Annotated in this window: 15 protein-coding genes; all 15 read left to right on the forward strand. The window is 61.8% G+C overall.

Annotation, left to right across the window (positions count from 1 at the left end):
* Positions 1-320: 320 nt before the first annotated feature.
* Positions 321-2,243 carry a PrkA family serine protein kinase gene (locus ACY34H_RS25305; protein WP_464980231.1) on the forward strand — a complete coding sequence of 641 codons (1,923 nt, stop codon included), beginning with the start codon at positions 321-323 and terminating at the stop codon, positions 2,241-2,243.
* Between the two features lie 213 nt (positions 2,244-2,456).
* A complete protein-coding gene (locus ACY34H_RS25310) occupies positions 2,457-3,725 on the forward strand; it encodes a YeaH/YhbH family protein (RefSeq protein WP_464980232.1) in 1,269 nt (422 codons plus the stop codon).
* Positions 3,726-5,267, forward strand: coding sequence for a SpoVR family protein (locus tag ACY34H_RS25315; protein ID WP_464980233.1), 1,542 nt, complete (start codon positions 3,726-3,728; stop codon positions 5,265-5,267).
* 750 nt (positions 5,268-6,017) lie between these two features.
* A complete protein-coding gene (locus ACY34H_RS25320; protein ID WP_464980269.1) occupies positions 6,018-6,677 on the forward strand; it encodes an energy transducer TonB in 660 nt (219 codons plus the stop codon).
* A gap of 78 nt (positions 6,678-6,755) precedes the next feature.
* Entirely contained in the window at positions 6,756-7,697 is a 942-nt protein-coding gene (locus ACY34H_RS25325; RefSeq protein ID WP_464980234.1) for a MotA/TolQ/ExbB proton channel family protein, read from the forward strand.
* A 4-nt stretch (positions 7,698-7,701) separates the two neighbouring features.
* Entirely contained in the window at positions 7,702-8,130 is a 429-nt protein-coding gene (locus ACY34H_RS25330; protein ID WP_130187905.1) for an ExbD/TolR family protein, read from the forward strand.
* 63 nt (positions 8,131-8,193) lie between these two features.
* On the forward strand, positions 8,194-8,628 hold the full coding sequence (locus tag ACY34H_RS25335) for an ExbD/TolR family protein (RefSeq protein WP_464980235.1): 435 nt from the start codon (positions 8,194-8,196) through the stop codon (positions 8,626-8,628).
* Positions 8,629-8,799: 171 nt separating this feature from the next.
* The gene (locus ACY34H_RS25340) at positions 8,800-10,029 is read left to right on the forward strand and encodes a tetratricopeptide repeat protein (RefSeq protein WP_464980236.1); all 1,230 of its coding nucleotides are present in this window, start codon (positions 8,800-8,802) and stop codon (positions 10,027-10,029) included.
* A 149-nt stretch (positions 10,030-10,178) separates the two neighbouring features.
* Positions 10,179-11,150, forward strand: a complete 972-nt coding sequence (locus tag ACY34H_RS25345; RefSeq protein ID WP_464980237.1) for a bifunctional riboflavin kinase/FAD synthetase — start codon at positions 10,179-10,181, stop codon at positions 11,148-11,150.
* 89 nt (positions 11,151-11,239) lie between these two features.
* Positions 11,240-14,125: an isoleucine--tRNA ligase gene (gene ileS, locus ACY34H_RS25350; protein WP_464980238.1), complete on the forward strand. Its 2,886-nt coding sequence runs from the start codon at positions 11,240-11,242 to the stop codon at positions 14,123-14,125.
* A gap of 216 nt (positions 14,126-14,341) precedes the next feature.
* A complete protein-coding gene (lspA, locus tag ACY34H_RS25355; protein ID WP_464980239.1) occupies positions 14,342-14,851 on the forward strand; it encodes a signal peptidase II in 510 nt (169 codons plus the stop codon).
* 31 nt (positions 14,852-14,882) lie between these two features.
* Entirely contained in the window at positions 14,883-16,115 is a 1,233-nt protein-coding gene (gene coaBC, locus ACY34H_RS25360) for a bifunctional phosphopantothenoylcysteine decarboxylase/phosphopantothenate--cysteine ligase CoaBC (RefSeq protein ID WP_464980240.1), read from the forward strand.
* Between the two features lies 1 nt (position 16,116).
* The gene (gene dut, locus ACY34H_RS25365) at positions 16,117-16,566 is read left to right on the forward strand and encodes a dUTP diphosphatase (protein ID WP_464980241.1); all 450 of its coding nucleotides are present in this window, start codon (positions 16,117-16,119) and stop codon (positions 16,564-16,566) included.
* A gap of 19 nt (positions 16,567-16,585) precedes the next feature.
* A complete protein-coding gene (locus ACY34H_RS25370; protein WP_464980242.1) occupies positions 16,586-17,716 on the forward strand; it encodes a M48 family metalloprotease in 1,131 nt (376 codons plus the stop codon).
* Positions 17,716-18,171: a surface-adhesin E family protein gene (locus ACY34H_RS25375; RefSeq protein WP_464980243.1), complete on the forward strand. Its 456-nt coding sequence runs from the start codon at positions 17,716-17,718 to the stop codon at positions 18,169-18,171. The genes ACY34H_RS25370 and ACY34H_RS25375 overlap by 1 nt, the downstream gene beginning before the upstream one ends.
* The last annotated feature ends 3 nt before the right edge of the window (positions 18,172-18,174 follow it).

An 18,174-nucleotide genomic window follows, 5' to 3' on the forward strand; every position in this document is an offset into this window, starting at 1 on the left:
CACAAGCGAATTTCACAATCGTAAGATGCGTTTCGGCGCAAACAGTTTCGACTCGAACATTCGCAAGCCGGCACCCTTCCACAGCGCGGCGCATAACAACTCGGCTCACGGCGCGCGCAATGCGTGCCACAGACAGAAGCCGACGGTATTCATTGACAATCAAGGAGCATCACCCAGGATCAGGCCGACAGCCTTGCACGACGACTGCCGACCACAGTAAGGGAAGCCCTGCATGACCGCCGCGCGCATCCGCCTGGATGGCGGCGCGGCAGCGATGGCGGACTTCCGTGACGAGTAGGTTTACATCAGAGGACACGCACATGACGATCTTTGACACTTACGCAGCACGGTACGAGCGCACCAAGGAAGAGGAAATGTCCCTCTCCGAGTATCTCCAGTTATGCAAGAAGGATCACCTGACCTATGCTTCGGCGGCGGAGCGCATGCTGGCCGCGATCGGTGAGCCGACCCTGGTCGACACGCGCAACGACACCCGGCTGTCACGCATCTTTGCCAACAAGGTCATCAAGATCTATCCCGCCTTCCGCGAGTTCTACGGCATGGAAGAAGTGATCGAGCAGGTGGTGTCCTATTTCCGCCATGCGGCCCAGGGGCTGGAAGAACGCAAGCAGATCCTGTATCTGCTGGGTCCGGTGGGGGGCGGCAAGTCATCGATCGCCGAAAAGCTCAAGTCGCTGATGGAACAGGTGCCGTTCTATTGCCTGAAGGGTTCGCCCGTCAACGAGTCGCCGCTCGGCCTGTTCAACGAAGCCGAGGATGGCGTGATCCTGGAAGAGGATTACGGCATTCCGCGCCGCTACCTGCGCAGCATTCCCAGCCCATGGGCGGTGAAGCGGCTGCATGAATATAACGGCGACATCAACCAGTTCCGCGTCGTCAAGCGCTACCCGTCGATCCTGAAGCAGATCGCCATCTCGAAAACCGAACCGGGCGACGAGAACAACCAGGACATCTCTTCGCTGGTCGGCAAGGTCGACATCCGCAAGCTCGAGGATTATGCGCAGGACGATCCGGATGCCTACAGCTATTCCGGCGGCCTGTGCCTGGCGAACCAGGGCCTGATGGAATTCGTGGAGATGTTCAAGGCGCCGATCAAGGTGCTGCACCCGCTGCTGACGGCCACGCAGGAAGGCAACTACAAGGGCACCGAAGGTTTCGGCGCGATCCCGTTCGACGGCGTGGTGCTGGCCCACTCGAACGAATCGGAGTGGAAGAGCTTCCGCAACAACCGCAACAACGAGGCGTTCCTGGACCGGATCTACATCGTCAAGGTGCCGTATTGCCTGCGCGTGTCGGACGAGGTGAAGATCTACGACAAGCTGCTGCGCAATTCCTCGCTGGCCGAGGCGCCGTGCGCGCCGGGCACGCTGCGCATGATGTCGCAGTTCGCCATCCTGTCGCGCCTGAAGGAACCGGAAAACTCCTCGATCTTCTCGAAGATGCTGGTCTACGATGGCGAGAACCTGAAGGATACCGACCCGAAGGCGAAGTCGATCCACGAATACGTCGACTATGCCGGCGTGGACGAAGGCATGAACGGCCTGTCGACCCGTTTCGCGTTCAAGATCCTGTCGAAGGTGTTCAACTTCGACTCGACCGAGGTGGCGGCCAACCCAGTGCACCTGTTGTACGTGCTCGAGCAGCAGGTGGAGCGCGAGCAGTTCCCGCCGGAGACCGAGCAAAAATACTTCTCCTATATTAAGGAGCACCTGGCGCAGCGCTACGTGGACTTCATCGGCAAGGAAATCCAGACCGCCTACCTGGAAAGCTATTCCGAATATGGCCAGAACATCTTCGACCGTTATGTGACGTTCGCCGACTTCTGGATCCAGGACCAGGAATACCGCGATCCGGATACCGGCGAAAGCTTCGACCGCGAATCGCTGAACGCCGAGCTGGAAAAGATCGAGAAGCCGGCCGGCATCAGCAATCCGAAGGATTTCCGCAACGAGATCGTGAACTTCGGCTTGCGCGCCCGCGCCAACAATGGCGGCAAGAACCCGGCCTGGACGTCGTACGAGAAATTCCGCACGGTGATCGAGAAGAAGATGTTCTCGAACACGGAAGAGCTGCTGCCGGTGATCTCGTTCAACGCCAAGGCGAGTGCCGAAGATGCCAACAAGCACGCCGACTTCGTGGCCCGGATGGTGGAAAAAGGCTACACCGCCAAGCAGGTCAGGCTGCTGTGCGAGTGGTATCTGCGTGTGCGGAAGTCGTCTTGAGGCTGTCGGTGCCATAATAAGGACGTAGCTCGCGCTGCCTTGCATCACCGGCGCTCGAGCCCGTCCTTACGGACATTTCGGGGGATTGTCTGACCGTCGCGAGCGGCAGCAGTTCGGGTCGAGGAACGGAACCGTACTCAAGTACGGTGAGTACCGGAGATCCCGAAATGCAACGCGCAGCAGGTCAGACAAGCCCCCACCAGGGGGGGTGATTTGAGTTATCTAATTGACAGACGGCTGCAGGGCAAGAACAAGTCCGCGGTGAACCGCGAACGGTTCCTGCGGCGCTACAAGGCCCAGATCAAGGACGCGGTCGGACGCGCCATCAAGGGCCGTTCGATCACCGACATCGAAAACGGCGAGAAGGTCTCGATTCCCGTCAAGGATGTCAACGAGCCCTCGTTCGGCCATGCCCATGGCGGCGTATGGGAAGTCGTCAATCCCGGCAACCAGGAATACCAGAAGGGCGACCAGATCGCCCGGCCGAAAGGCGGCGGCGGTTCCGGCCGCGGCAAGGCAGGCAACAGCGACCAGACCAGCGAGGATGACTTCATCTTCGAGCTGTCGCGCGAAGAATTCATGAATTATTTCTTTGAAGACCTCGAGCTGCCGAACCTGGTCAAGACGCAATTGACCGCCACCACCGATTTCAAGAGCCAGCGCGCCGGCTATACCGTGTCCGGCACGCCCAGCAATATCCATGTGCTGCGCTCGCTGCGCGGCGCACTGGGGCGGCGCATCGCCGTGGGCGGCCCGTCGCGCAAGGCGCTGGCCGAAGCGGAGCTGGAACTGGAAACCCTGCTGCTGGCCGACGTGCCGCTGGACGATTACCGTGTCGTCGAGCTGAAAAAGCGCATCCATCACCTGCACACCAAGCTGCTGGCGATTCCGTACATCGACCCGTTCGACCTGCGCTACAGCAACCGCATCAAGATTCCCAAGCCGATGACGCAGGCGGTGATGTTCTGCATCATGGACGTGTCGGGCTCGATGGATGAACAGCGCAAGGACACGGCGAAACGCTTCTTCATCCTGCTGTACCTGTTCCTGAAACGGGTCTACGACAAGATCGAGGTCGTCTTCATCCGCCACCACACGGCGGCGGCCGAGGTCGATGAGCACGAGTTTTTCCACTCGCGCGAGTCCGGCGGTACGGTGGTGTCGTCGGCGCTGAACCTGCTGAACAAGATCATCGACGAACGCTACGGCGCCGGCCAGTGGAACAGCTACGTGGCGCAGGCATCGGACGGCGACAACTGGGATAACGATTCGGTGCTGTGCCGCCAGCTGCTGACCAACACGATCATGCCGAAGGTGCAGTACTACACCTATGTGGAAATCACCGATGGTCCGCCACAGAATTTGTGGGAGCAATATGCGCAGGTGCCCGAGATCCACCGTCACTTCGCCATGCAGAAAATAGTCACGCCGGCCGATATCTACCCGGTGTTCCGCGAACTGTTCAAGAAGCAGCCCAAATAAATGAACCAGATGATGAAGCGACCGCCCCACCCGCGCGCGCTGCCGGAACAGTCGGAATGGACATTCGAGCTGATCGAGCAGGCGCACGAGGAAATCAAGCGCGTGGCCGAAAGTTTCGGCCTCGACACGTACCCGAACCAGCTGGAGATCATCACGGCCGAGCAGATGATGGATGCGTACACGTCCGTCGGCATGCCCGTGTCGTACAGCCACTGGTCGTTCGGCAAGCACTTCCTGTCCACCGAAAAAGGCTACAAGCGTGGCCAGATGGGCCTGGCCTACGAAATCGTCATCAACAGCAATCCCTGCATCGCCTACCTGATGGAAGAGAACAGCCTGACGATGCAGGCGCTGGTGATCGCGCACGCCGCCTACGGCCATAATTCCTTCTTCAAGGGTAATTACCTGTTCCGCACGTGGACCGATGCGGAAGCGATCATCGATTACATGGTGTTCGCCAAGAACTACATCGCCGAGTGCGAACAGCGGCACGGCATCGATGCCGTCGAGCTGCTGCTCGATTCCTGCCATGCGATCCAGAACTATGGCGTCGACCGCTACAAGCGGCCGGCCAAGCTGTCGCTGGCGCAGGAGCAGCGGCGCCAGAAGGAACGCGAAGCCTACCTGCAATCGCAGATCAATGAACTGTGGCGCACGTTGCCGCGCAAGGCCGAAGAAGAAACGGTGGCGCATGCACCCACCCGCTTCCCGCCCGAGCCCGAGGAAAACCTGCTGTACTTTATCGAGAAGTACGCGCCGCTGCTGGAACCATGGCAGCGCGAGCTGGTACGCATCGTGCGCAAGATCTCGCAATACTTCTACCCGCAGCGGCAAACCCAGGTAATGAACGAAGGCTGGGCCACGTTCTGGCACTACACCATCCTGAACCAGCTGTATGACGAAGGCGTGATCGGCGACGGCTTCATGATGGAATTCCTGAAGAGCCATACCAACGTGGTCTACCAGCCGCCGGTGCACAGCCCCTATTACAACGGCATCAATCCATATGCGCTGGGTTTCGCGATGATGACGGACATTCGCCGCATCTGCGAGAACCCGACAGCCGAGGACCGGGAATGGTTCCCGGACATCGCCGGCAGCGACTGGAAGCAAACGCTGCAATTCGCGATGCGCAACTTCAAGGATGAAAGCTTCATTGCCCAATACCTGTCGCCGCGCCTGATCCGGGAATTTCATTTCTTCGCGGTGCTGGACGACGACCGCAACGAGAAGCTGTCGGTCTCCGCCATCCACGATGAAATGGGTTACCGTTACGTGCGCCAGCAGCTGGCCGACCAGTACAACCTGGGCAATCGCGAACCGAATATCCAGGTCTGGTCGGTCAACACGCGGGACGACCGTGCGCTGACCTTGCGGCACACCCAGTTCAACCGCCGCCCCCTGAACCAGCAGGCACACGAGGTGCTCAAGCACGTCGCGCGGCTATGGGGCTTCGACGTTCACCTCGATACCGTTTCTCCCGAAGGCAAGTTGATCAGTACGCTGGAATGCAAGCGGGAAAAGCGCGGGCGCGTGATCTGATCCTGATCCGCGCCTGATCGGTTCCTTCCATGCATCTCAGCCGGCGCTCCCGGTCAGCCGATTGGCTGGCCGGAAGCGCCGTTCTTTTCCATGCCGGCCGGTATCCAGCGGTTTCGGCGCCATTCCTTGCCCCTGCTTCCCCTTCTTTCGTGAATGCCGCGTGATTCGCAGCGGCCGGTCTGCCACCGTTCTCCACCCGGCTTTCCGGGAGCCACCGGCACATCTCCCCGCGCCGGCATTCTCGCCTCTCTTCAGCCCAGCGACTGGTCTGACCACCTTGACAGACCGGCTGGACCGGACCTACATTTCGCTGCTGTCCCGCTATATTTTCTGTAGTGAACTTTCAAGCTTGTTTTTTTTGCACGCGGATGTTCTACGAAGCCGTAAATTGCTTATACTGAACATACAAAGGTACCGCTCCCATTTTTAACAAATTGCAATTTTCGGTACCAAATTTTACATTGCTCGAAGGGAGGAAAGCGCGCAGAAAATTCTGTTTTTTTCGCATTTGGAAAACTTCATGGCACTGGTTGCGCGGCTTGCACAGCGATGGTCAGCGGTGCCCTGGAACGGACGCCAGATTGGTGCGGACATGCAGCTAAGGGCATGAAATTTAACCAGTTTTTTGAGCCCAAAATTCTATGTACAATGAAGAATTCGTATGTATAATTCGCCGACGTCCCGGATGCGGCTGTAGCTTTGTGTCGCTATTTTGGGGTTCAAGTAGAGTAGGTATTGGAGAAAGCAGGCATGAATTTTAGTGATAACGGGAAGGTCAAAAAGAACTATACCGGCATCGTGGTAGTGGTTGCTTTGCACATCGTCGCTGGTTATGCAATGGTGTCGGGCATGGGCAAACGGATCGTCACTAAAATGATCGAGCCGGTTGAAACCAAGATCATCGAAGAGGTCGCTCCACCACCACCGAAGGAGCTGCCACCACCGCCTCCGCCGCCGGAAATGAAAGCACCGCCGCCGCCGTTCATTCCGCCAGTCGAAGTGAATGTGCAGCAGCCGCCGCCTCAGCAGAACGTGATCGCCAACACGACCCAGCAAAAGCCGGCAACGACCGAGCTGGCGAAACCGGCACCACCGGCACCGCCTGCGCCGCCGGCACCTCCGGCCCAGTCCGTACGTATTCCTGCAGTGGCTGACTTCAGCACCTGCGCGAAACCGGAATGGCCGAAGTCGTCGCTGCGTAACGAAGAAACCGGTACGGTAACCCTGTCGTTCCTGATCGGAGTCGATGGCCGCGTGGCTGATTCCAAGATCGTGAAATCCAGTGGTTTCAGGGATCTCGACAAGGCCGCCGTGAATGGTATCGGCAAGTGCAAGTTCAAGCCGACGATGGTCGATGGCAAGCCAGAACAAGCGTGGATGCAAATGCAATACGTCTGGACGCTGGAATAACCCGAGACAAAGTCTCATTTAGCAAGATTCGTTGTCGTTACGTTCAGCGAACTGATCTTTTATCAATTTGGAGGAAGCATGTTTAAGAATACCCGTTTGTCCGCTGTACTGGCCGCTGTGCTGTTCTCGGTGACCGCAGCAACCGCCCTGGTGAGCGCGCCGGCCATGGCCGACGCACCAGCCCCGGCAGCCGCGGATGCGCCTGCAGCGCCGGCAGCGGATGCGGCAGCAGCACCAGCAGCCGATGCAGCAGCACCGGCAGCCGACGCAGCAGCACCTGCTGCCGACGCAGCACCGGCAGCTGGCGGCCATGGCGCCACGGAAGAAGTGGAAAACCCATTCGGCTTCAAGGCAGCATGGGAATCCGGCCCTGTTGCCAAAGGCACCATCATCATCATGTCGATCATGTCGATCGGCTCGTGGTACATCATCATCACCAAGCTGCTGGACCAGATGAAGATCATGCGTCAAGCACGTGAAGCCACTGCCAAGTTCTGGAAGGCTTCGTCGATCGCCGCCGGCACCAGCACCCTGGCCGAAGGCTCGCCATTCCGCTTCATCGCTGAAACCGGCACCAAGGCTTCCGCTCACCACGACGGCGCCCTGCTGGAGCAGATCGACCTGTCGACCTGGGTGACGATGTCGATCCAGCGTTCGGTGGACAAAGTGCAATCGCGCCTCCAAGATGGCCTGTCGTTCCTGGCAACCGTGGGTTCGACCGCACCGTTCATCGGTCTGTTCGGTACGGTGTGGGGTATTTACGGTGCACTGACCGCCATCGGCATGACCGGTAACGCATCGATCGACAAGGTTGCAGGTCCAGTCGGTGAAGCACTGATCATGACGGCATTCGGTCTGGCAGTCGCAGTTCCGGCCGTTCTGGGCTACAACTGGCTGGTGCGTCGTAACAAGTCCGCAATGGAAGAAGTGCGTACCTTCGCTGCTGACGTGCACTCGGTGCTGATCTCCGGCGCGATGTCCACCGCTGACTCCGCTACTCGTGCGAAAAAAGTAGGCTAATACCATGTCGATGTCCGTAGGCTCCGATAGCGGAGGCGAAGACCAGGTAATGTCGGAGATCAACACGACGCCCCTCGTGGACATCATGTTGGTTCTCCTGATCATCTTCCTGATTACTAGCCCGGTCGTTCTCAAACTGCAGAAAATCACGCTGCCGTCGGAGATCAACCAGGCGATCCAAACGAAGCCGGAAAATGTCAACATCGTCGTCAACAAGGACGGTGACATCTACTGGAATCAGAAGAAAATGGCGGACACCAATGAGTTGTTCGATTTTCTGAAGGTCGAGGCCGTGAAGGTGCCGCAACCCGAAGTGCACGTGCGTGGCGATAAAGAAGCCAAGTACGAGTCGATCGGCCGCGTGATCTTCACGACCCAGCGTGCTGGCATCCAGAAGGTTGGTTTCATTACCGAACCGCCTGACAAGATGTAAGGCCCCTGCCCGGCCGGCCAGGTTATCGACCGGCCGGGCAGTCTTTGAAAAAGGAACACACCCATGAGTATGAATGTCGGTTCGGGCAGCGCCGCTCCCAATGCGGATCCGGAACCAATGATGGAAATGAACATGACACCGCTCATCGACGTGATGCTGGTGCTGATCATTATGCTGATTATTACGATCCCGAAAGCAAACCACTCGGTGAACCTGAACATGCCGGTCGGTACGCCGCCGCCATCGACGGTGGAGCCGGTGGTCGTGACGATCGACGTGGACTTCGACGGTACGATCCTGTGGGATGGCCAGACCGTTCCGGATCGCGCAACGCTGGAGCAGAAACTGATGAACGTGGCGGCACAGGCTGATCAGCCGGAAGTGCACCTGCGTCCCAACAAGCTGGTCGAGTACAACGCCGTTGCAGGTGTGATGGCTTCGGCCCAGCGCCTGGGCGTGACGAAGATCGGCCTCGTCGGCAACGAGCAGTTCCAGTAAGAGTATTTACCTGGACAGTTTCGATTCCGGCAAAAAAAGATCGCGGTACTTCGGTACCGCGATTTTTGTAAGTACGGGTAACTTTTGAAACTCAGGAGTACGGCTCTTTATTTTCCACGATAGGCAGGTTATCCTGCCTATTCTTGTTTTTTGATGAAAGATACCTCGCTTATGTCCAAGTTCCGTCTCGCCCATCTCGGCCTGGTAATGGCCGCCGTCGGCTTTACCGCTGCAGCTCCCATGGCTGGCCTGGTGTCCGCTGCCCATGCTGCCGATACGGTCCGTGCCGAAGTGGGCAAACCATTGCAGGAAGCGCAGCGCCTGCTCGGCAGCGGCAAGGCCCGCGAAGCCGTGGCCAAGCTGAAGGATGCCGATGCCGTCGGCAACAAGACCGAATTCGAGAAATACCAGATCGAGCGCGTGCGCGCCGCCGCCGCCTCCACCGCCGGCGATACGCCGACCGCTATCAGGGCATTTGAAACCCTGATCGCTTCGGGCCGCCTGTCGGCTTCCGAAAAAGGCAAGTTTCAGGAAGGCCTGGCCGGCATGTACTACCGCGCCAAGGATTATCCGAAAGCGATCACGGCGATCCAGGGCGTGCTGAAGGACAACCCGAACAACACCACGATGCAGCAGCTGCTGACGCAGACCTACTTCATCAGCGGCCGCTACAACGAAGCCGCCGCCGCGCTCAAGTCGGGCAAGCAGTCCGAGGAAAGCCTGCAGATGCTGGCCAACATCCAGCTGAAGCAGAACGACAAGGCCGGCTACGTGCAGACCATCGAAAAACTGGCCGGCAGCTACCCGAAAGCCAGCTACTGGGCCGACCTGCTGAACCGCGTGCAGGGCAAGCCGGGCTTCTCGCGCACGCTGGGCCTGGACCTGATGCGCCTGCGCCTGACCATGGGCCAGCTGACCAAGCCTTCCGAGTACATGGAAATGGCCCAGCTGGCACTGCAAGCCGGCAATGCACCTGAAGCGATCAAGATCATCGACGAGGGCTACAAGAAAGGCGCACTGGGCACCGGTACCGACGCGGCCCGTCACCAGCGCCTGAAAGACCTGGCCAACAAGACCCTGGCCGACAATACCGCCGCCCAGGCGACGCATCAGGCTACCCTGATCAAGGAAAAGGATGCCGACGGCCTGTTCAACATGGGTTATGCGATGGTTTCCGCGGGCAAGGCCAGCGAAGGCATCGCGCTGATGGACCAGGCGATGACGTTCGGCACGGCACGCCGTCCGGAAGAGATGAAGCTGCACTATGGCATCGCGCTGTTCAACGCCGGCAAGAAGCAGCAGGCGCTGACGGCACTGAAGAGCGTCAAGGGCACCGCCGGCGAATCCGACCTGGCGCGCTACTGGACGCTGTACATCAACAATCCGAAAGTGTCCGCGTAATCCGCACCACTTTCGCATCAGAAGCGCCGTCCTGCTTGCAGGCGGCGCTTTTTTGCTTTGGCGCGTCCGGGCCGTGCGCTGCGGCATTTCCCATGTGAATTTGTAAAACCGCCGTATAATCCCTGGTTCAGGCAAAAGATTTCAACTCCATGAAGGTATTTCGCGGACTTCCCAACGCAGCGTCGCGTGCGCCCTGCGCCCTCACGATCGGCAATTTCGACGGCGTCCACCGTGGACACCAGGCATTGCTGGCTCACGTCCGTACCGCCGCCAACCGCCTCGGCCTGGAAGCGGCCGTGATGACGTTCGAGCCGCACCCGCGCGAGTTCTTTGCCCACAAGATGAAAGACCTGGCAAAGGCGCCGCCGCGCATCGCCAACCTGCGCGACAAGCTGGCTTCGCTCGACGCCAACGGCATCGACCGCGTCATCGTCGAACATTTCTCCGACAGCTTCGCCGCCCTTACCCCGCAGGAGTTCACCGAACGGGTGCTGGTCGACGGCCTGCACGTCAAGTGGCTGATGGTCGGCGACGACTTCTGCTATGGCGCGCGGCGCGCCGGCAACGTGCAGCTGCTGCAGGAAGCGGGCGAGCGCTACGGCTTCCATGTCGAAACGCTGCCGACGGTAATGAACGGCAGCACGCGCATCTCCAGTTCCGCGGTGCGCTCGGCGCTGGCCGAAGGCGATTTCTCCCAGGCCGAACAGTTGCTGGGCCATCCGTATGCGATTTCAGGCCATGTGGTTCACGGCCAGAAACTGGGCCGGACGCTGGGCTACCCTACGCTGAACCTGCGCGTGCCGCACCGCCCGGCCCTGTCCGGTATCTTCATCGTGCAGGTGCACGGCATCGCCGATGGGCCGCTGCCGGCCGTGGCCAGCCTGGGCGTGCGCCCGACGGTGGAAGACGCCGGCCGCGTGCTGCTCGAGGTGCACATCTTCGATTTCGCCGCCAGTTTGTATGGCCAGCGCGTCAAAGTCGAGTTTCTGCACAAGATCCGCGACGAGGAAAAGTTCGTCGACCTGCCGACCCTGACCGAGGCAATCGACCGCGACGCCGCACAGGCGCGGGCATACTTCCGCGAACGCAGCGGCGCCATGACCGCCACTGACCGAATTTGAGTGCCGGCGACCTGCCCTGCAGCGCTGGCCTCCCTTGCGCCGTCACTCACCCGACGCTACTGAACCGAATTACTCCATAAAGAATCACCATGTCCGAAAAACCAAAAAAGGCCGACAGCAAGGCCCCTAGCAAATACCCGGTCAACATGACCGAAACCCCGTTCCCGATGCGTGGCGACCTGGCCAAGCGCGAGCCGAACTGGGTCCAGCAATGGCAGGACAAGAAGGTCTACCAGCGCATCCGCAAGGCCGCCAAGGGCCGCCCGAAATTCGTGCTGCACGACGGCCCGCCCTACGCGAACGGCGATATCCACCTGGGCCACGCCGTCAACAAGATCCTGAAGGACATCGTGGTCAAGTCGCGCACGATGGCCGGCTTCGACGCGCCCTATGTGCCGGGCTGGGACTGCCACGGCATGCCGATCGAGATCCAGATCGAAAAACTGTACGGCAAGAACCTGCCGACCGCCGAAGTGCTGACCAAGGCGCGCGCCTATGCGCTCGAGCAGATCGACCGCCAGCGCGCCGGCTTCATCCGCCTGGGCGTGCTGGGCGAGTGGGACAACCCCTACCTGACCATGGCCTACGGTAACGAGGCCGACGAGCTGCGCGCGCTGGGCAAGCTGCTGGAAAAGGGCTACGTGTACCGCGGACTGAAGCCGGTGAACTGGTGCTTCGACTGCGGCTCGGCACTGGCCGAAGCGGAAGTGGAATACCAGGACAAGCGCGATCCGGCGATCGACGTGGGCTTCCCGTTTGCGGAGCACGACAAGATCGCTGCGGCATTCGGCCTGCCGGCTTTGCCGACGCAGACCGGTTTCGTCAACATCTGGACCACCACGCCATGGACGATCCCGTCGAACCAGGCGCTGAACGTGCACCCGGAAGTGACCTACGCGCTGGTGGAAACGTCGCGCGACGCCGATGGCGCACCATCGCCGCTGCTGCTGATCCTGGCCCAGGACCTGGTCGAGGCGGCACTGCAGCGCTACAAGCTCGAAGGCAAGGTCATCGCCACCACGGTCGGCGCGAAGCTGGAGAACATCCGCTTCAAGCACCCGCTGCACGCGCGCGATGCGTTCTACGACCGCTACTCGCCGGTCTACCTGGCCGACTACGTGACGACCGATTCCGGCACCGGCATCGTGCACTCCGCGCCGGCCTATGGCCTGGAAGACTTCGTGTCGTGCCGCCAGCATGGCATGAAGGATGACGAGATCCTGACCCCGGTGATGGGCGACGGCAAATACGTGTCGACGCTGCCGCTGTTCGGCGGCCTGACGATCTGGGAAGCGTCCAAGCCGATCTGCGAGGCGCTGCGCGAAGCGGGCGCGCTGTTCGAACTGAAGATGTTCGACCACAGCTACATGCACTGCTGGCGCCACAAGACGCCGATCGTCTACCGCGCCACGTCGCAATGGTTCGCCGGCATGGACGTGCAGCCGATCGACGGCGGCTCGACCTTGCGCGAGACGGCGCTGGAAGGCATCGCCGAGACGCAGTTCTTCCCCGACTGGGGCAAGGCGCGCCTGCACGGCATGATCGCCAACCGCCCGGACTGGACGCTGTCGCGCCAGCGCCAATGGGGCGTGCCGATGGCCTTCTTCGTGCACAAGGAAACCGGCGAGCTGCACCCGCGCACGCCGGAGCTGCTGGAACAGGTGGCGCAGCGCATCCAGAAGGGCGGCATCGACGCCTGGCTCGCGCTCGACCCGCAGGAAATCCTGGGCGACGACGCGGCGAACTACGTGAAGAACAAGGACACGCTGGACGTGTGGTTCGATTCCGGCATCACGCACCAGACGGTGCTGCGCGGCTCGCATGCCGAACAGTCGCACTTCCCGGCCGACCTGTACCTGGAAGGCTCGGACCAGCACCGCGGCTGGTTCCACTCGTCGCTGCTGACGTCGTCGATGCTCAATGGCCGCCCGCCGTACAAGGCGCTGCTGACGCACGGCTTCACCGTCGACGGCGAAGGCAAGAAGATGTCGAAGTCGCTGGGCAATACGCTGGCGCCGCAAAAGATCTCCGACACGCTGGGCGCCGACATCCTGCGCCTGTGGGTCGCCTCGACCGACTACACCGGCGAGCTGTCGATCTCGGACGAGATCCTCAAGCGCGTGACCGAATCGTACCGCCGCCTGCGCAATACGCTGCGCTTCCTGCTGGCCAATACGTCCGACTTCGATCCGAAGGCGAACGCCGTGCCGATGGCGGAGCTGCTCGAAACGGACCGCTACGCGCTGGCCAACCTGGCCGTGCTGCAGGCCACGGTGGAAAAGCACTACGAGCAATATGAATTCCATCCGGTCGTGTCGAAGCTGCAGAACTACTGCTCGGAAGACCTGGGCGGCTTCTACCTCGACATCCTGAAGGACCGCCTGTACACGACGGCCGTCGATTCGACGGCACGCCGCTCGGCGCAGACCGCGCTGTGGCACATCACGCAAAGCCTGCTGCGCATGCTGGCGCCGGTGCTGCCGTTCACCGTAGAGGAAGCCTGGGCCGTGTTTGCCGCCGGCGAGCAATTCACCGCCAGCGACGAGACGATCTATACGCAGACCTTCTGGCAACTGCCGGCCGTGGCGGATGCCGAAACCCTGCTGGCCAAGTACGCGACGATCCTGTCGGTGCGCGCGGAGGTCACCAAGCAGCTGGAAGACCTGCGCACCTCCGGCGCAATCGGCTCGTCGCTGCAGGCCGAACTGGAAATCAAGGCGGCCGGCGACAAGTTCCGTGCCCTGGCCAGCCTGGACGACGATCTGAAATTCGTCTTCATCACGTCGCTGGCGCAAGCCGTCGAAGTGGCGAACGAAGCCGACGAAGCGGTGACGGTGGCCGCCTCGACCGCGGAAAAATGCGAACGCTGCTGGCACTACCGCGCCGACGTGGGCGCGCACGCCGAGCACCCCACGCTGTGCGGCCGCTGCCACAGCAACCTGTTCGGCGCCGGCGAAACCCGCCGCTACGCCTGATCCATACCCCAAAACCGGTGACAGGCACCTATTTTCCTGAAACATTTCAAGAAAAATGGTGCCTGTCACCGGTTTTCCTGGAACGGATCTGGCGCTCGCCGCACAACTGACAACCGGTGACAGGCTCCAATTAATTTGAAACATTTCTTAAGAACCGGAGCCTGTCACCGGTTTTTCTGGAATATTTCAGCCGGTACCACGGACCCGACAAGACCAATGGCAAAATCCAAGAAAACCTTCTCCAGCAAACCTTCCGGCGGCGGCATGGCACCGTGGCTCGGCATCGCCGCCATCATCATCCTGGTCGACCAGCTGACCAAGATCACCATCGAAAAGCTGTTCGCCTATGGCGAGGAGCTGTACGTCACCAGTTTCTTCAACCTGGTGCTGGCATATAACAAGGGCGCGGCCTTCAGCTTCCTGTCCGACCAGGGCGGCTGGCAACGCTATTTCTTCACCGCGATCGGCATCGGCGCGGCGCTGTTCATCGTCTACCTGCTGAAGAAGCACGCGGCCCAGAGGCTGTTCTGCTGGTCGATGGCGCTGATCCTGGGCGGCGCCGTCGGCAACGTGATCGACCGCCTGGTGCATGGCCACGTGATCGACTTCCTCGATTTCCACTGGCGCGGCATCGGCCATTTCCCGGCCTTCAACGTGGCCGACACGGCGATCTGCATCGGTGCCGCGCTGCTCGTCCTCGACGAACTGCGGCGCGTGAACAAGTGACGCACATCCATCCAGGCAAGGGAGCAGCAGCATGGAACTGACCGGCAAGAAGATCGTCCTCGGCCTGTCCGGCGGGGTGGCATGCTACAAGGCGGCGGAACTGTGCCGCGCACTGACGAAGGAAGGCGCCTCGGTGCAGGTCGTGATGACCGATGCGGCCACCCATTTCATCACGCCGGTGACGATGCAGGCGCTGTCCGGCAAGCCCGTCTACACGGACCAGTGGGACGCGCGGGTCGGCAACAACATGGCGCACATCGATGTCACGCGCAATGCCGACGCGATCGTCATCGCGCCCTGCTCCGCCGACTTCATTCGCAAGCTGGCGCACGGCGCCTGCGACGACCTGCTGTCGACGATGTGCGTGGCCCGCCCGCGCCACGTCCCGCTGCTGGTGGCGCCGGCGATGAACGTGGAGATGTGGACCAACCCCGCCACCATGCGCAATGCCGCGCAGTTGCGCGAAGACGGCATCCGCATCCTCGGCCCGGCGGCGGGCGAACAGGCTTGCGGCGAAGTGGGCATGGGCCGCATGCTCGAAGCCGAACAGCTGCTCGAAGAGATCGTGGCGGCGTTCCAGCCGAAGCTCATGGCCGGCAAGCGCATCCTGATCACGGCCGGCCCCACGTTCGAGGCGATCGACCCGGTGCGCGGCATCACCAACCTGTCGTCCGGGAAGATGGGCTACGCGGTGGCGCGCGCCGCGCGCGAAGCCGGCGCCGAGGTCACGCTGGTCTCCGGGCCGACCGCGCTGCCGACACCCCATGGCGTCACCCGCATCGACGTGCAAAGCGCGCAGCAGATGATGGATGCGGTAAACCGCACGATCGACGGCCAGCACATATTCATCGCGGTGGCCGCGGTGGCGGACTGGCGGGTAGTCAATCCCAGCACGCAGAAGGTCAAGAAGACCGAAGGCGGCGCGGCAGGCGCGAAAGGCCCCGAGCTGCAGTTCGAGCAGAATCCGGACATCCTCGCCACCATCGCCGCACGCACGACGCTGGCCGGCCACCCTTACTGCGTGGGCTTTGCCGCCGAATCGGAGAACCTGCTCGAATATGGCTCGGCCAAGCGCGAGCGCAAGGGCATTCCTCTCCTGGTCGGCAACATCGGCCACCACACCTTCGGCCAGGACGACAACACGATCGTGCTGTTCGACGAGCATGGCCACACGATCCTGCCGCAGGCACCGAAACTGACGCTGGCACGCCAGCTGATCTCCGAAATCTCGAAACGCACTAGCAAGCACTCGCTGTTCCAATAACATGAAAACCATCGACGTAAAAATCCTCGACCCGCGCATGCACGACCTGATGCCGGCCTACGCCACGCCCGGCAGCGCCGGCCTCGACCTGCGCGCCTGCATCGACGCACCGCTGACGATCGATCCTGGCCAGACCGTGCTGGTACCCACCGGCCTGGCCATCCATATCGCCGATCCCGGCTATGCGGCAATGATCCTGCCGCGCAGCGGCATGGGCCACAAGAACGGCATTGTTCTGGGGAATCTGGTAGGCTTGATCGACTCCGACTACCAGGGCCAGCTGATGGTCTCGACGTGGAACCGGGGCCAGAATGCTTTCACGCTGCAAGCAATGGAACGCCTGGCCCAGCTGATCGTCGTGCCCGTGCTGCAGGTGGGCTTCAACGTGGTGGAGGAATTCGGTGCCAGCGAACGGGGCGAAGGAGGCTTCGGCAGCACCGGCAAGCATTAAGCATAACCAGGAAGGAAATATGGCAGGAACCGTCGCAACCGTCAGCGCAACTTCGCACCCCTCTTCATTCCCACTCGCGCGGCCCGGCATGCTGCTGGCGTCGATAGCGACAGCCCTGCTGCTGTCGGCCTGCGCGACGCCGCCGGCTTCCTCGCCCCGTTCCACCGCCCCCGTCCAGCCGGCGCAAGCCGACGAAGCGACGCCCGTCACGCCGCGCATGCAGGCCGCGCGCGCGGCGCTGGACACCATGGTCACCCAGCAGGACCGCCTGTACCGCGTCGCCGCGCCGCTGCTGATCAATAACGTCGACCTGTGCCGCACCGCGGCACGCGGCCTGCTGGGCTTCACGGCAAAGAACAAATGGTCTTACCCGGGCGAGTACGCGGATGCCGCGGCCGCCGTGCTGGGTTACGACGATGCGCTGCGCGTTTCCGGCGTGCTGGCCGGCAGCGGTGCGGCACGCGCCGGCCTGCGCAAGGGCGACCTGCTGGTGGCCGCCGAGGGCAAGGCGCTGCCCACCGGCCAGGGTGCCGAAACGGCCGCCTCCGGGGTATTCGCGCCACTGGTTTCGGGCCGCACGCAACTGTCGATGACGATCGGCCGCGATGGCAGGACGCAGGTGCTGAAAGTGCCCGTCACGCGCGCCTGCGCGATGCGTGTGGACCTGGGCAATGCCGACAACGTGAATTCCTATGCGGACGGCGGCCGTATCGCCGTCACGCGCGGCATGATCAATTTCGCCGCCGGCGACGAAGCGATCGCCTACGTGCTGGCCAAGGACATCGCCCACAACGTGCTGGGCCACGCCGCGGTGGCGCGCAATACGGCCGCCGTGTCAGCCATCATCGACAACGTCACGCGCGTGCAGCCTGACCAGACGCAACTGGCAGGCACCGGCAACGTCAAGCCGCTGGCGGCCAACCTGGAAGTGGCGGCGGATACGCTGGCGCTGTACATGCTGGCCCGCGCCGGTTACGGCATCGAGCGCTACAAGGCGTTCTGGCAGCGCCTGGCGGCGCAGTATCCGGCATCGGTTCCGAACGGCTACATGGCGGTGCATCCGAACCTGGCGCCCAGGCTGGCCGCTATCGACAGGGTGGCGGCCGACATCAAGGCCAAGCAGGCGGCCAGGAAGCCGCTGGTGCCGTGATGCCGCGTGCTACCGCGCCGGTGCTGGGCATGCTGTGCATGTTGTGCATGTTGTGTGCATTGCCCGCGCCGGCGCACGCCGCGACGTGGACAAAGGCCGGCAGCACGAAGGACAGCCGGGTGTACATCGACAAGGCGTCGATCAGGAAGGACGACGGCGGGCGCCGCGCCTGGACGCTCGAATCGTTCGGCAAGCCGCAAACCGCGCCGGACGGCAAGCAGTACCTGTCCGTCAAGGCGCTGCACCTGTACGACTGCACCGAGCGCAGCGTGACGCTGCAATCGCAGACCTTCTTCCCCGAGGCGATGGCGAAGGGCGAGGCGGTCGGCACCTACAAGTTCGAAGCCTTCGATGCCGAGCAGGTGGCGGCGGGCAGCCGCTACGACGCGGCGATGAACGCCGTTTGCGGCAAGAAGAAGGCAGCAATGGCGCCGGCGGCAAAAACCGCGCCGTAGTAT

It is taken from the genome of Pseudoduganella sp. jia 9 (assembly GCF_055502615.1).